The 13,251-nt window shown below is 71.7% G+C and carries 17 protein-coding genes; 13 read left to right on the top strand and 4 right to left on the bottom strand.

Features of this window, described 5'->3' with window-relative positions; all coding sequences use genetic code 11:
- The first annotated feature begins 41 nt into the window (after positions 1 to 41).
- Genes M8H82_RS24825 through M8H82_RS24780 form a run of 10 tightly spaced genes read left to right on the top strand, consistent with a single transcriptional unit; the run spans position 42 to position 5,242 of the window.
- Positions 42 to 392, top strand: a complete 351-nt coding sequence (locus M8H82_RS24825; protein ID WP_250077226.1) for a gas vesicle protein — start codon at positions 42 to 44, stop codon at positions 390 to 392.
- A gap of 53 nt (positions 393 to 445) precedes the next feature.
- Positions 446 to 868, top strand: a complete 423-nt coding sequence (locus M8H82_RS24820; RefSeq protein ID WP_250077225.1) for a gas vesicle structural protein GvpA — start codon at positions 446 to 448, stop codon at positions 866 to 868.
- Positions 865 to 1,626, top strand: coding sequence for a GvpL/GvpF family gas vesicle protein (locus M8H82_RS24815; RefSeq protein ID WP_250077224.1), 762 nt, complete (start codon positions 865 to 867; stop codon positions 1,624 to 1,626). The genes M8H82_RS24820 and M8H82_RS24815 overlap by 4 nt, the downstream gene beginning before the upstream one ends.
- A 4-nt stretch (positions 1,627 to 1,630) precedes the next feature.
- Positions 1,631 to 1,858 (top strand): gas vesicle protein GvpG, encoded by a 228-nt coding sequence (locus M8H82_RS24810; RefSeq protein WP_250077223.1) that lies wholly within the window; start codon positions 1,631 to 1,633, stop codon positions 1,856 to 1,858.
- On the top strand, positions 1,855 to 2,556 hold the full coding sequence (locus tag M8H82_RS24805; RefSeq protein WP_250077222.1) for a DNA primase: 702 nt from the start codon (positions 1,855 to 1,857) through the stop codon (positions 2,554 to 2,556). The genes M8H82_RS24810 and M8H82_RS24805 overlap by 4 nt, the downstream gene beginning before the upstream one ends.
- A complete protein-coding gene (locus M8H82_RS24800; protein WP_250077221.1) occupies positions 2,553 to 3,665 on the top strand; it encodes an SRPBCC family protein in 1,113 nt (370 codons plus the stop codon). Before M8H82_RS24805 ends, M8H82_RS24800 begins: the two co-directional genes overlap by 4 nt.
- Positions 3,662 to 3,985: a gas vesicle protein gene (locus tag M8H82_RS24795; RefSeq protein ID WP_250077220.1), complete on the top strand. Its 324-nt coding sequence runs from the start codon at positions 3,662 to 3,664 to the stop codon at positions 3,983 to 3,985. Before M8H82_RS24800 ends, M8H82_RS24795 begins: the two co-directional genes overlap by 4 nt.
- Positions 3,985 to 4,779: a GvpL/GvpF family gas vesicle protein gene (locus M8H82_RS24790; protein WP_250077219.1), complete on the top strand. Its 795-nt coding sequence runs from the start codon at positions 3,985 to 3,987 to the stop codon at positions 4,777 to 4,779. The genes M8H82_RS24795 and M8H82_RS24790 overlap by 1 nt, the downstream gene beginning before the upstream one ends.
- Positions 4,776 to 4,964 carry a gas vesicle protein gene (locus tag M8H82_RS24785; protein WP_250077218.1) on the top strand — a complete coding sequence of 63 codons (189 nt, stop codon included), beginning with the start codon at positions 4,776 to 4,778 and terminating at the stop codon, positions 4,962 to 4,964. The genes M8H82_RS24790 and M8H82_RS24785 overlap by 4 nt, the downstream gene beginning before the upstream one ends.
- Positions 4,961 to 5,242 carry a gas vesicle protein K gene (locus tag M8H82_RS24780; protein ID WP_250077217.1) on the top strand — a complete coding sequence of 94 codons (282 nt, stop codon included), beginning with the start codon at positions 4,961 to 4,963 and terminating at the stop codon, positions 5,240 to 5,242. The genes M8H82_RS24785 and M8H82_RS24780 overlap by 4 nt, the downstream gene beginning before the upstream one ends.
- A gap of 57 nt (positions 5,243 to 5,299) precedes the next feature.
- Here the strand turns inward: M8H82_RS24780 and M8H82_RS24775 are convergent, their stop codons facing one another.
- Both M8H82_RS24775 and M8H82_RS24770 read right to left on the bottom strand, forming a co-directional pair.
- Positions 5,300 to 6,121 carry a class I SAM-dependent methyltransferase gene (locus M8H82_RS24775; protein ID WP_250077216.1) on the bottom strand — a complete coding sequence of 274 codons (822 nt, stop codon included), beginning with the start codon at positions 6,119 to 6,121 and terminating at the stop codon, positions 5,300 to 5,302.
- A 90-nt stretch (positions 6,122 to 6,211) separates the two neighbouring features.
- Positions 6,212 to 7,705 carry a bifunctional phosphatase PAP2/diacylglycerol kinase family protein gene (locus M8H82_RS24770; RefSeq protein ID WP_250077215.1) on the bottom strand — a complete coding sequence of 498 codons (1,494 nt, stop codon included), beginning with the start codon at positions 7,703 to 7,705 and terminating at the stop codon, positions 6,212 to 6,214.
- Between the two features lie 61 nt (positions 7,706 to 7,766).
- Here M8H82_RS24770 and M8H82_RS24765 point away from each other — a divergent pair, with 61 nt between their 5' ends.
- The 3 genes from M8H82_RS24765 to M8H82_RS24755 all read left to right on the top strand — a co-directional run bounded on the left by M8H82_RS24765 (position 7,767) and on the right by M8H82_RS24755 (position 10,456).
- Positions 7,767 to 8,423: a histidine phosphatase family protein gene (locus M8H82_RS24765; RefSeq protein WP_250077214.1), complete on the top strand. Its 657-nt coding sequence runs from the start codon at positions 7,767 to 7,769 to the stop codon at positions 8,421 to 8,423.
- A 42-nt stretch (positions 8,424 to 8,465) separates the two neighbouring features.
- Complete coding sequence (locus tag M8H82_RS24760; RefSeq protein WP_250077213.1) at positions 8,466 to 10,085, top strand: ABC-F family ATP-binding cassette domain-containing protein; 1,620 nt, start codon at positions 8,466 to 8,468, stop codon at positions 10,083 to 10,085.
- 122 nt (positions 10,086 to 10,207) lie between these two features.
- Entirely contained in the window at positions 10,208 to 10,456 is a 249-nt protein-coding gene (locus M8H82_RS24755) for a DUF6158 family protein (RefSeq protein WP_250077212.1), read from the top strand.
- A gap of 15 nt (positions 10,457 to 10,471) precedes the next feature.
- Here M8H82_RS24755 and M8H82_RS24750 read toward each other — a convergent pair whose 3' ends face one another.
- Positions 10,472 to 12,568 (bottom strand): catalase, encoded by a 2,097-nt coding sequence (locus tag M8H82_RS24750; protein WP_250077211.1) that lies wholly within the window; start codon positions 12,566 to 12,568, stop codon positions 10,472 to 10,474.
- A complete protein-coding gene (locus M8H82_RS24745) occupies positions 12,568 to 13,110 on the bottom strand; it encodes a type 1 glutamine amidotransferase domain-containing protein (protein WP_250077210.1) in 543 nt (180 codons plus the stop codon). The genes M8H82_RS24750 and M8H82_RS24745 overlap by 1 nt, the downstream gene beginning before the upstream one ends.
- Between the last annotated feature and the right edge of the window lie 141 nt (positions 13,111 to 13,251).

Genomic DNA, 13,251 nt, shown 5'->3' with positions numbered 1-13,251 from the left:
TTGACCACGTCCTCGCGGGCCACTCGATGTCGGAGGGGACCATGACTGATTCACACGACACACACAAGAAATCCCAACAAGAAACGGGCGCATCGGACGTCGAATCGGACGCCGAGCCGACGCCGTCGCCGATGGAGGTGCTGCGCCAAGCCCGCGCCCAGCTGGCCGAACTCACCGGCATGACCGCCGAGTCGGTCTCGTCGTTCGAGCAGACGGAGGACGGCTGGTCGCTCGAGATCGAAGTCCTGGAGCTGGTACGTGTCCCCGACACGATGAGTCTGCTCGCCAGCTATCAGGTCGAACTCGACCGGCAGGGCATGCTCACCGGCTACCGGCGGGTCCGCCGCTACGAGCGAGGGCGTTCCGACGCACGTGGGCAGGGTGGCCGCTAGGCCGTCCGCTCGTCCCGTTTCGACCGTGACACAGAAGAGGAGGAATGGTCGGCATGACCGTAGTCCCGGCACAACAGAGCGGTGGCGGAGGCGGCAGCAGCGGTCTCTACGACGTCCTGGAGCTCGTCCTGGATCGGGGGCTCGTCATCGACGCATTCGTCCGCGTGTCCCTGGTGGGCATCGAGATCCTCAAGATCGACGTACGAGTAGTCGTCGCCAGCGTCGACACCTATCTCCGCTTCGCCGAGGCCTGCAACCGGCTCGACCTGGAAGCCGGTCCGCGCAAGAGCCCGGGTCTGCCCGACATGGTCGGCCAGATAACCGAGTCGGGCGCCCGCGGCAAGTCCAAGGGCGCGCTGTCCGGCGCGGCGCAGACCGTGTCCGAGGCTTTCAAGCAGGCCCGCGAGGAGGGCTCCGCCGAACCCCGGCGCGCCCGCAAGTCCACCACGACGCGTAAGAAGGAGGAGCAGGAGTGAGCACGTACGTCTACGGCATCACCGCGAGCTCGCATCCCTCGCTCCCTCAGGACATGACAGGCGTCGGCGAGCCGCCCTGCCCGGTGCGGGTGCTGAAGGCCGGCGAGCTGGCCGCCCTCGTCAGCGACGCCCCCGAAGGGCTGCGCCCCAAGCGCCGGGACCTGCTCGCCCACCAGAGCGTCCTCGCCGAGACCGGCGCGGCCGGCTGTGTGCTGCCCATGCGGTTCGGCAGCGTCGCCCCGGACGACGAGACGGTGACCTCGGTGCTCACCGAGCGCGCCGACCACTACCAGGAGCGGCTGCGCACGCTGGACGGCAAGGTCGAGTACAACGTCAAGGCCACGCACGACGAAGAGGCCGTGCTGCACCGGGTGATGTCGCAGAGCCCGGAGATCCGCACCATGACCGAGGCCAACCGGCAGGCCGGCGGCGGCAGCTACGAGCAGAAGCTGAAGCTCGGCGAGATGGTGGTGGCCGCCGTCAAGGCCCGGGAGGCCGAGGACTCGGCCGAGGTCCTGCGGGTCCTGGAGGCCGAGGCGTCCGCCGTGAGTGTGGGCCCCGAGTCCAGCGGCTGGCTCGCCAACATCTCGTTCCTGGTCAGCCGGGACACCGCCGACGTGTTCCTGGCCGCCGTCGACGAGCTCCGCAAGAGCCGGCCGCACCTGGAGGTGCGCGTCAACGGTCCGCTGCCGCCGTACAGCTTCGTCGACCCCGGTCCGGCGGAGCCCGCGACCAGTCTGTCCGCCGCGGAGGAGTAACGCCATGGGGCTGCTCGGAGAGGTTCTGCTGCTGCCGTTCGCACCGGTGCGCGGCAGTGCGTGGGTGATGGGCCAGGTGCTCCGGGAGGCGGAGCGCATCTACTACGACCCGGCCACGATCCGGGGCGAGCTCGCCCGCCTCGAAGAGCAGCTCGAGGCCGGAGAGATCGACGAGGAGGAGTTCGACCGCCGAGAGGACGAACTACTCGACAGGCTGGAGAACACACCATGAACAGAGCAGGACTGGGCCTCGCCGTAGGGGCGGGGTATCTCCTCGGACGCACGAAGAAGCTGAAGCTGGCGTTCGCCGTCGGCACGCTCGTCGCCGGCAAACGCATGCACCTGAACCCGAAGATGCTCGCGGAGCTGGCCTCCCAGCAGCTGCAGAACAACCCGCAGTTCAAGGAGATCGGGGATCAGCTGCGCGAGGACCTGCGCGGCGTCGGGAAGGCCGCCAGCGGGGCGATGGTCGAGCGGCAGCTCGACGCGTTCGCCGACCGGCTGCACGGCCGGACCGCGCAGGTGCGCGACCAGCTCTCCGGCGTGGTGCCGGACCTCGGCCCCGATGACTCCGAGGAGTACGAGGAAGAGGACGACGACGCCGAGGGCTACGACGACGGCGACGCCGACGAGCACGATGCCGACGCCGAGGCCGACGAGCACGACGCCGACGCCGAGGCCGACGAGCACGACGCCGACGAGGAGGACGAGCCGGAGCAGCGCGCGCCGAGCCAGAAGGCGCCTCCGGCGAAGAAGGCGGCGGCGAAGAAGACCGCCCCGGCCAAGAAGGCGGCGAAGACGGCAGCCCCCGCGAAGAAGGCGTCGGCCTCCAAGACCGCCTCCGCCGGCAAGAAGACGGCTCGCAAGACCGTCACCAAGAAGGCGACACCTGCACGCAGCACCCGCTCGAAGGGCGGTGAGGGGCGATGAGCGAGAACCCCGGACCCGTGAGCTCCCTGGCCCACAGCGAAGCCGGTGAACGGCTGAAGGCGGAGATCCAGGAGTACCTCGCCGCGCAGGCCCAGCGCCTGCTGGTCGGCGCCGGACAGAAGCTCGGTGAGACCACCGGAAAGCTGAACGACATAGCCGAGGGCAACAGCCCGGGCTTCGCCAAGCTCGCCCTCGACGGTGGCCGCAAGCTGGCCGAGGGCAAGGGCCCGATGCGCAGCGCGCTCGAGCTGGGCGCCTCCCGCGCCAAGGACAGCATCAAAGACAAGCTGCGCAACCTCGGCGGCGGCAAGGGCAAGGGCAAGGGCGCGGCGGGCAAGAAGCCCACCGTCATCATGGAGTACATCGATGTCGGCGTCCCGCTGCGCAAGGCCTACGACCAGTGGACCAAGTACCAGGAGTTCGGTTCCTTCGCCAAGGGTGTGCAGAGCGCTGACCGCTCCGACGACACGACGTCCGACTGGAAGATGAAGATCTTCTGGTCCAGCCGGAGCTGGAAGGCGAAGACGGCCGAGCAGGTGCCGGACCAGCGGATCGTCTGGAACTCGGAGGGTGCCAAGGGCACCACGAAGGGTGTCGTGACCTTCCACCAGCTCGCCGAGAACCTCACGCGTGTGCTGCTGGTGATCGAGTACTACCCCAAGGGGCTGTTCGAGAAGACCGGCAACATCTGGCGCGCCCAGGGCCGCCGGGCGCGGCTGGACCTCAAGCACTACGCCCGCTTCGTCTCGTTCAAGGACGAGGTCGAGGACGGCTGGCGCGGCGAAATCCAGGAGGGTGAGGTCGTCGTCAGTCACGACGACGCGATCGCCGAGGAGGAGCAGGAGCAAGAGCAGGAGCAGGACCAGGACCAGGACGAGTCGCAGGACGCCTATGAGGAGGACGAGGCGGACGACGAGGCGACGGACGAGGTCCAGGACGAGCCGGAGGACGAGCCGGACGAGGCCGAGGACGCCTACGAGGACGAGGAAGCGGCCGAGGACGAGGCGGCCGAGGACGACGTCCCCGAGGACGAAGCGGCTGAGGCGGACGAGGAAGAGTACGAGGACGAGCCGGAGGAGGCCCACGCCGGCAGCGGGGACCGCCGATGACGATGCCCAGTCGGCTCCCGGATCCCTACGGCCAGGGTGGCGGCTCCAATCTCGCCGACATCCTGGAGCGCGTCCTCGACAAGGGCGTGGTCATCGCGGGTGACATCCGGATCAACCTCCTCGACATCGAACTGCTCACCATCAAACTGCGTCTGATCGTCGCCTCCGTCGACAAGGCGCGGGAGATGGGCATCGACTGGTGGGAGGACGACCCGGCGCTGTCCTCGCGCGCCCGGCGCGACGAACTGGCCCGGGAGAACGCCGAGTTGCGTGAGCGGCTGGCCCAGCTGGAGCCCAGCCGCTCGCAGGAGGAGGCCTGATGTCCGGGCTGCGCTACGTGTACGCCATCTGCCGGCCCTTCGGGTCGGCCCTCCAGGCCCAGCTCACCGGTGTCGGCGGGCAACCGCCGCGCCAGCTCACCCACCACGGCCTGATCGCCGTGTACAGCGTGGTGCCGGAGGCGGACTTCGCCGAGGAGCCGCTGCGCGCCCATCTGGAGGACCTGGACTGGCTCACCGAGACGGCCAGGGCCCACCAGGGCGTCATCGACGCGCTCACCGCCGTCACCACCCCGCTCCCGCTGCGGCTCGCCACCGTCTTCCGGGACGACAGCGCGCTGCGCACGATGATGGAGTCCCGCGAGGACTACTTCGAGCGCACCCTGGACCGGCTGACGGGCCGGGTGGAGTGGGGCGTCAAGGTCTACGTCGAACCGCCGGCCGAGGACACCCGGGAGCCCGCGGCGAAGCCCGCCTCGGGCCGGGACTACCTCCGGCAGCGACGCCGGAGCGTGCGCAGCCACGAGCACACCTGGCAGGAGGCGTCGGAGTTCGCGGGCCGCCTGCACGCGACGCTCTCCTCCTTCGCGGAGGACTCCCGGCTGCACAACCCGCAGAACTCGGCGCTGTCCGGTGCCACCGGGCAGAACGTGCTCAACGCGGCCTACCTGGTGACGCGCGGCAACTCCGAGGAATTCGTGGAGATGGTGGACCGTACGAAGGACGAGGCCGAGGGGATGCGGGTGGAACTCACCGGACCCTGGGCGGCCTACTCCTTCACCGGCGAGGAGCCGGGAGAGGCAACGGGAGAGGAAAAGAGGGGCGGGGGCAGGTGACCGTCATAGAACGCCGTGAGGTCGCCCTGGTGGACCTCCTCGACCGGCTGCTGGCCGGCGGGGTCGTCATCACGGGCGACATCACGCTGCGCATCGCGGACGTCGACCTCGTGCGCATCGACCTCAACGCGCTGATCAGCTCGGTGAACGCCAATGTCCCCTCGCCCTTCGGAGAGCTGACGTGAGTGCCCGCAACCGGCTCGAACTCGACCCCGACACGGTGGAACGCGACCTCATCAAGCTGGTGCTCACCGTGGTGGAACTGCTCCGTCAGCTCATGGAGCGGCAGGCGCTGCGCCGCTGCGACGAGGGCAACCTCAGCGAGGAGCAGGAGGAGCGGATCGGGCTGACGCTGATGCTGCTCGACGAGCGCATGACCGAGCTGCGCGAGCGCTACGGGCTGCGGCCCGAGGACCTGAATCTGGACCTCGGGCCGCTCGGGCCGCTGCTGCCGCGGGAGTGATCCCGGCGTCTGCCGGCGCCTGTCCGCCTTGGGAAGGCGGCGGCCGCAGCCTGCGTCTCAGCCGTCCTTGCGGCACAGGATCTCGCCGTGCAGCACGCTGAACCAGCCGTCCGCCTGCTCGCCCCACGCCCGCCAGGCCGCGGACACCGCCCGCAGCCGCTCCTCGGTGGCATGGCCGCCCTCCAGGGCCCGGTCCGCGTAGGCCGAGGCCAGCGTGCGGTCGGCCCACAGCCCGCTCCACCAGGCCCGCTCCTCGGGGGACGCGAAGGTCCAGGTGGCCGAGGTGGCCGTGATGTCCTCCAGCCCCGCCGCGAGCGCCCAGGCCTTCAGCCGCCGCCCGGCGTCCGGCTCCCCGCCGTTGGCGCGGGCCACCCGTCGGTACAGGTCCAGCCAGTCGTCCATCCCCGGGGACGCCGGGTACCAGGTCATCGCCGCGTAGTCCGAGTCGCGGACCGCGATGTACCCGCCAGGCCTGGTCACCCGGGCCATCTCCCGCAGCGCCCGCACCGGGTCGCCGACGTGCTGGAGCACCTGGTGGGCGTGGACCACGCAGAAGGTGTCGTCGGGATAGTCCAGAGCGTGCACGTCGGCGACCGCGAAGCCGACGTTGCCCAGGCCCCGTTCGGCGGCGGTGGCCCGCGCCTGCTCCAGCACGCCCGGTGCCCGGTCCACCCCGGTGACATGGCCCTGCGGCACCAGTGCCGCGAGATCGGCGGTGATGGTGCCGGGCCCGCAGCCGATGTCCAGGATCCGCATGTCCGGCCGGAGCGAACCCAGCAGATAACCGGCGGAGTTGGCGGCGGTGCGCCAGGTGTGCGAGCGCAGCACCGACTCATGGTGCCCATGGGTGTACACGGCGGTCTCACGCGGCTTCGACATGCGGTCCCCTCGTTTCGTGATGATGGCGTCACGGTACGCCCGCATGTCGAATGATGAGACCCGCGTTTTGAATGGTGGACTGACGGGGGGTCAGTCGCCGGGCAGCGGCCGGTACACGGTCAGCGCCTCCGGCAGCTTCTCCAGGATCACCTCGCCCTGAACCTCCGTGACTTCACCGTCGTAGGCGAGGAGCGAGCCCGGGGCGACGCCGGACAGGCGCAGCCGGCCGACCTGGACCGCCGCGTGGGCGGGGGAGCGGGTCAGCGGCCCCGCGATGGCGGCCGCCAGCAGCCGGACCGCGGGGCGGCGGCCGCCGTGCACGACCCGCACGTCCAGGACGCCGTCGGCGAGGTCGACCCGGCGGCCGGGAGCCAGGCCCATCCGGTGGTAGGTGCCGTTCCCGGCGAACAGCAGCCACAGCGGCCGGGCACTGCTGCCGACCTGCGCCTCCAGCGGATGCCCGTCGGTCCGCAGGACCCGCAGCGCCGCCAGCACTCCGGCCGGCCAGCCGCCGATCCGGGGCGACCAGCGGTCCCGCTCGCGCACCAGCTCCGGATAGACGCCCAGGCTGCACGTGTTGAGGAACACGCCCCGCCGCGTGCCGCAGCGGAACTGGCCCAGGTCCACCCGCACGGCCTGTCCGTTCACCAGGGCGTGGGTCAGATGGCGCACGTCCTCCACGCCCAGGTCGTAGGCGAAGTGGTTGAGGGTGCCGCCGGGCAGGACCGCGAGCGGCAGTCCGTGCCGCAGGGCGACCTCGGCGGCGGTGTTCACCGTGCCGTCGCCGCCGCACACCCCGAGCACCCGGGCCCGGGCCGCCGCCTTCTCCAACTCCGCCCGCACCTCGCCGGGTTCGCACTCCACGACCTCGGCGCCGGGCAGGACGTCCTGCAGGGTGCGCACCCGGTCGGCGGTGCCCGAGGCGGTGTTCGCCACCAGGACCAGGCCCTCGCCCTCGGTCAGCGCCGGCACCTTGGCCCGCGGCCGGGCGGGCGGGCGGAGCTGGGCGCGGGTCGGCACCAGACCCCGTACGGCATACGCGGCGCCCGCGCCGAGCAGCGCGCCCGCGAGCACGTCGCTCGGGAAGTGGACCCCGGTGTAGACCCGGGACAGCGCCACCGACCAGGCGACGGGGCCCACCGCGGCGCCCCAGGCCGGTGACTCCAGGGCCACCCCGGTCGCGAAGGCCGCCGCCGACGCGGCGTGGCCGGAGGGGAACGAGGTGGTGATCGGCTGCCGCTTCAGCTGCCGGGCCCGCGGCACGGGGTCCAGCACCGGCCGGGGCCGGCGCACCGAGCGCTTGCCGAGCGTGTTGATCGCCAGGGACGCCAGGCTCAGCGAGGCGAGACCGCGGACGGCGGCCCGGCGGGCCCGCGGCGTGCGGGACGCCGCGATCAGGGCGCCGGTGGCGAACCAGAGCACGCCGTGGTTGGCGCTCCGGCTCAGCCGGGGCAGCACCCGCTCGGCGCCCGGCCAGTGCTGCCCGGCGGCGAATTCGAAGAGCTGGGAGTCGAGGGCGAGGAGCCGGTCGCGCAGCGCGTGGCGGCCCGGCTTCGGCAAGGTGAGGTCGACATCGGGACTCATATGGTCACGGGTACCCTGAAGTGGCTGTTTCTTGTCCGGTCCCGTCCCCGGAGGGCCCTTGATGCGACTGATCCTCGTCCGCCACGGCCAGACCCCCACGAACGTCGACTACCTGCTGGACACCGCCGTCCCGGGACCCGGTCTGACCGCACTCGGCGAGGCCCAGGCCGGAGCCCTGCCCGAGGCGCTCGCCGACGAGGACATCGAGGCCCTGTACGCCTCCACCCTGGTGCGCACCCAGCTCACCGCCGCCCCGCTGGCCGCCGCCCGCGGACTGGAGGTGACCGTCCGCGACGGCATCCGGGAGATCGCCGCCGGCGACCTGGAGATGCTGCCCGGCAACACGGAACAGGGCGAGCTGTACATGCGTACGGCCTTCTCCTGGGCGGCCGGTGACACCGAGCTGCGGATGCCCGGCGGGGAGAGCGGCACCGAGTTCCTGGCCCGCTACGACGCCGTGGTCGAGGAGGCCGCGCGCAGCGGCGCCGGCACGGTCGCGATGATCAGCCACGGCGCGGCCATCCGCACCTGGACGGCGGCCCGCGCGGGCAACGTGGACCTCGCCTTCGCCGCCGGGCACCGGCTGGCCAACACCGGTGTGGTGATCCTGGAGGGCTCGCCGTCCGACGGTTTCAAGGCGCTGTCGTGGGCGGGCGCGAGTGTGGCACCGGCGGGCGCGGGCGGTCCGGCGGGGGAGCCGCTGGACGACGCCGGATAACGGTTTGCCGCAGGCGGTGGCGGACCCGCAGAATGCCACCTCATGGGACATCTGGAAGCCGCGCACCTGGAGTACTCCCTCCCCGACGGGAGGGCACTGCTGGGCGATGTGTCCTTCCGGGTGGGCGAAGGGTCCGTGATGGCCCTGGTCGGCCCGAACGGCGCGGGCAAGACGACCCTGCTGCGGCTGATCTCCGGCGAGCTGAAGCCGCACGGCGGCTCCGTCACGGTCAGCGGCGGCCTCGGGGTGATGCGCCAGTTCGTGGGGTCGGTGCGGGACGAGACGACCGTACGGGACCTGCTCGTGTCGGTCGCGCCGCCCCGCATCCGGGAAGCGGCGCGGGCCGTCGACGAGGCCGAGCACGCGATCATGACGGTCGACGACGAGGCCGCCCAGCTCGGGTACGCGCAGGCCCTCTCCGACTGGGCCGAGGTGCGCGGGTACGAGGCGGAGACCCTGTGGGACATGTGCACCACGGCCGCGCTGGGCGTGCCGTACGACAAGGCGCAGTTCCGGCAGGTGCGCACGCTCTCCGGCGGTGAGCAGAAGCGGCTGGTGCTGGAGGCGCTGCTGCGCGGCACCGACGAGGTGCTGCTGCTCGACGAGCCGGACAACTACCTCGACGTGCCCGGCAAGCGCTGGCTGGAGGAGCGGCTGAAGGAGACCCGCAAGACGGTCCTCTTCGTCTCCCACGACCGTGAACTGCTGGCCCGGGCCGCCGAGAAGATCGTCTCGGTCGAGCCCTCGCCGGCCGGCGCGGACGCCTGGGTGCACGGCGGCGGCTTCGCCACCTACCACGAGGCCCGGCGCGAACGCTTCGCCCGCTTCGAGGAGCTGCGCCGCCGCTGGGACGAGAAGCACGCGCAGCTGAAGAAGCTGGTGCTGACCCTCCGTCAGGCAGCCGCGGTCAGCCATGAGATGGCGTCCCGCTATGCCGCGGCGCAGACCCGGCTGCGCAAGTTCGAGGAGGCGGGCCCGCCGCCGGAGCCGCCGCGCGAGCAGGACATCCGGATGCGCCTGAAGGGCGGCCGGACCGGCATCCGCGCGGTCACCTGCGAGGGTCTGGAGCTCACCGGCCTGATGAAGCCGTTCGACCTGGAGGTCTTCTACGGCGAGCGGGTCGCCGTGCTGGGCTCCAACGGCTCCGGGAAGTCGCACTTCCTGCGGCTGCTCGCCGGGGAGGAGGTGGCGCACACCGGCACCTGGAAGCTGGGGGCGCGGGTCGTGCCCGGGCACTTCGCCCAGACGCACGCCCATCCGGAGCTGGCGGGCCGCACCCTGCTGGACATCCTCTGGCAGGAACACGCCCAGGACCGGGGTGCGGCGATGTCCCGGCTGCGCCGCTACGAGCTGACCCAGCAGGCCGAGCAGACCTTCGACCGGCTCTCCGGCGGCCAGCAGGCCCGCTTCCAGATCCTCCTGCTGGAGCTGGAGGGGGTCACCGCCCTCCTGCTGGACGAGCCGACCGACAACCTCGACCTGGAGTCGGCGGAAGCCCTCCAGGAAGGCCTCGAAGCCTTCGAGGGCACGGTTCTCGCGGTGACACACGACCGCTGGTTCGCGCGGGCGTTCGACCGCTATCTGGTCTTCGGCACCGACGGCCGGGTCCGGGAGACGACGGAGCCGGTATGGGACGAACGGCGGGTGGAGCGGGCGCGCTGACGCCCGCCTTCCCGCAGGCCCGGGGCACCGGATGTTCGTAGAGTGGACGCAAGGGGCGAAACCCGCGCCTGCGGGTACCCGGACCGCGGACCAGGACACGGACGAGACGAGTGGGGCACACCATGACCGGAGTCGACCCCGAACGGCTGGACGACCAGCAGCTCATGAAGGAGCTGGAGACCATCCACCGCACGCGCCACGACACCCTGCTGTACGGCTCGAACGACGCGCTGCGGGCCCACAACGAACGCATGGCCCAGCTGGAGGGCGAGTACCTCCGCCGCAACCCGCGCCGCCCGGTCGCCGCCGGCCGCACCCGCGAAGGTGCCCGGGACCGCGGCTCGGGCGAAGCCGCGACCCCGGGCACCTGACCGGCCCGCGCCCGCTCAGCGGCGCAGCGGCGGCCGGTCCCAGTGCCGGTGGGCCGCCACCGCCGCCGTGAAGGCCCGGCAGAACTCCTCGCTCGCCGTGCCCGGCGAGGTGTCCGTCACCACGCCCTGATCCTCGACCACCCGGTGGAACTCGGTGGAGACGTCGAGGCTCTCCGGCTCCAGCGACGACAGGATCCCCACGCCCGAGCCGAGCGCGCCGATCGGCTTGCCGTGCCGGTAGGCGTCCCGCACGAAGCGCAGGACGTCCGGATCGGCGGCGCCGGGCGGGGTGCCCCCCGGGCCCCCGGGCAGCAGCACCGCGTCGTACAGCACCGACGCCATGGTCGGCAGCGCCCGGTCCACGGGGACCCGGTCGCCGTCCGCGCCCGCGACGGTCCCGTCGGTGGCCGCGAGCGCCTCGACGACCGCGCCCTCGGCGGTCAGGCTCTCGCGCACCGACGCCAGCTGTTCGCCGTCGACGCCGTCGGCGACCAGGGCCGCGATCCGCCGGGTGCGGACCGAGCCGTCGCCCCGCAGTGACTGCAGGCTCAGCGCGGGGGAGAGCGCCTTGGGGGTGCCCTCCGCGGCCCCGGACGGCTCGGGCACACCGATGCCGCGGGCCACCTGGGACGCCAGCTCGCCGTTCACCTTGGCCAGTTCCTCCACGGTCCGGGTGCGGACGGCCATCGTGTCCACCTTGCCCAGCTCGAAGCGGAAGGCCTCGACGATGTGCTGCCGCTCCCAGTCCGTCATGCTGTGCCAGAACAGCGCGGGCTGGCTGTAGTGGTCCTTGAAGCTCGGGCTGCGCCGGCGGATCTTCGCGCCGTCCACGCGCTCGGCGTAGTGCGTGAAGGCACCGCTGTCGACGCCCGCGTGCGCGGGGCAGCCGCCCCCCAGGGAGTTGGGGAAGTAGTTGGTGCCCCGGTGGATCGCGCTCTGGCCGTAGCCGTCGCGCTGGTTGGTGCGCACGGGCACCACCGGCCGGTTCACCGGCAGCTGCGCGAAGTTCGGCCCGCCCAGCCGGATCAGCTGGGTGTCCAGGTAGGAGAAGTTGCGGGCCTGCAGCAGCGGGTCGTTGGTGAAGTCGATGCCGGGGACCACGTTGGCGGTGTGGAAGGCGACCTGTTCCGTCTCGGCGAAGAAGTTCTCCGGGTTGCGGTCCAGGACCATCCGGCCGATCGGCCGCACCGGCACCTGCTCCTCGGGGATGAGCTTGGTGGCGTCCAGCAGGTCGAAGTCGAAGGCGAACTCGTCCTCCTCCGGCACCAGCTGGACCCCCAGCTCCCACTCCGGGTGCTCGCCCGCCTCGATCGCGTCCCACAGGTCCCGCCGGTTGAAGTCCGGGTCGCGGCCCTGGCACTCCTGGGCCTCGTCCCACACCAGCGAGTGCACACCGAGCCGCGGCTTCCAGTGGAACTTCACGAACGTGCCGCGGCCCTCGGCGTTCACGAACCGGAAGGTGTGCACGCCGAAGCCCTGCATCATGCGGTAGCTGCGCGGGATCGCCCGGTCCGACATCAGCCACATGATCGCGTGCAGCGTCTCCGGCTGCAGCGACACGAAGTCCCACAGGGTGTCGTGGGCGGACGCCCCGGTGGGGATGTCGTTGTGCGGCTCGGGCTTCACCGCGTGCACGAAGTCCGGGAACTTGATGCCGTCCTGGATGAAGAACACCGGGAAGTTGTTCCCGACGAGGTCGTAATTGCCCTCGGAGGTATAGAACTTGGTCGCGAAGCCGCGCACGTCCCGCACGGTGTCCGCCGACCCCTTCGGCCCCTGCACGGTGGAGAACCGCACGAACACGGGCGTCCGCACGGAGGGGTCCTGGAGGAAGGCGGCACGCGTGAACTCCGCGCAGGACTCGTACGGTTCGAAGTAGCCGTACGCGCCCGCGCCCCGCGCGTGCACCACCCGCTCCGGGATCCGCTCGTGGTCGAAGCGGGTCAGCTTCTCCCGGAAGTGGAAGTCCTCCATCAGGGTCGGCCCGCGCTCACCGGCGGCCAGTGAGTCGTCGGTGTGGTCGACCGTCACGCCCTGGTCGGTGGTGAGCGGCCCGCTCTTCGGGTCGTCCGCCCGGAACCGGTCGCGCTGCTCCTGCTTGGGGTCCCCCATCAGACGGCCTCCTTGGCGAACACGTCCAGGAAGGTCTCGCAGAACGCCTTCAGGTCGTCGGGCTTGCGGCTGGTGACCAGCTTGTTGGGGCCGTGGTCGCACACCTTCACCTGCTCGTCGACCCAGGTGCCGCCGGCGTTGCGGATGTCGGTGCGCAGGCTCGGCCACGAGGTGAGCACCCGGCCCCGCACGACGTCCGCCTCGACCAGCGTCCACGGCGCGTGACAGATCGCGGCGACCGGCCGGCCCTGCTCGAAGAAGGCGGCGACGAAGGCGACGGCCTGCTCGTCCATCCGCAGGAAGTCCGGGTTGGCGACGCCGCCGGGCAGGACGAGTCCCCCGAAGGAGTCGGCCGTGGTCTCCCCGACGACCTCCTGCACCGGGAAGGTGTCCGCCTTGTCGAGGTGGTTGAACGCCTGGATCTTCCCCGGCTTCGTCGACACGAGCACCGGTTCGTGGCCCGCGTCCACCGCCGCCTGCCAGGGGTCGGTCAGTTCGACCTGCTCCACGCCCTCGGGTGCGGTGAGAAATGCGATGCGCATGGTGGTTCAGCTTCCTTTCGTTCTCGTGCGTCGCGCCGCAGCCGGCACCGCGGCAGTACCCGGGCCGGGACAGCGGACGCCCGTGCGGCACCAGCCGCCGGACGCCCGGCGTCCCGGCCCTCGTTCAGCAGGGACCGCGCC

The sequence above is a fragment of the Streptomyces sp. YS415 genome (genome assembly GCF_023544665.1).
Lineage (GTDB): Bacteria > Actinomycetota > Actinomycetes > Streptomycetales > Streptomycetaceae > Streptomyces.
Note: the sequence above shows the minus strand (reverse complement) of the source record. Positions and strands in the feature narration are given on the sequence as shown.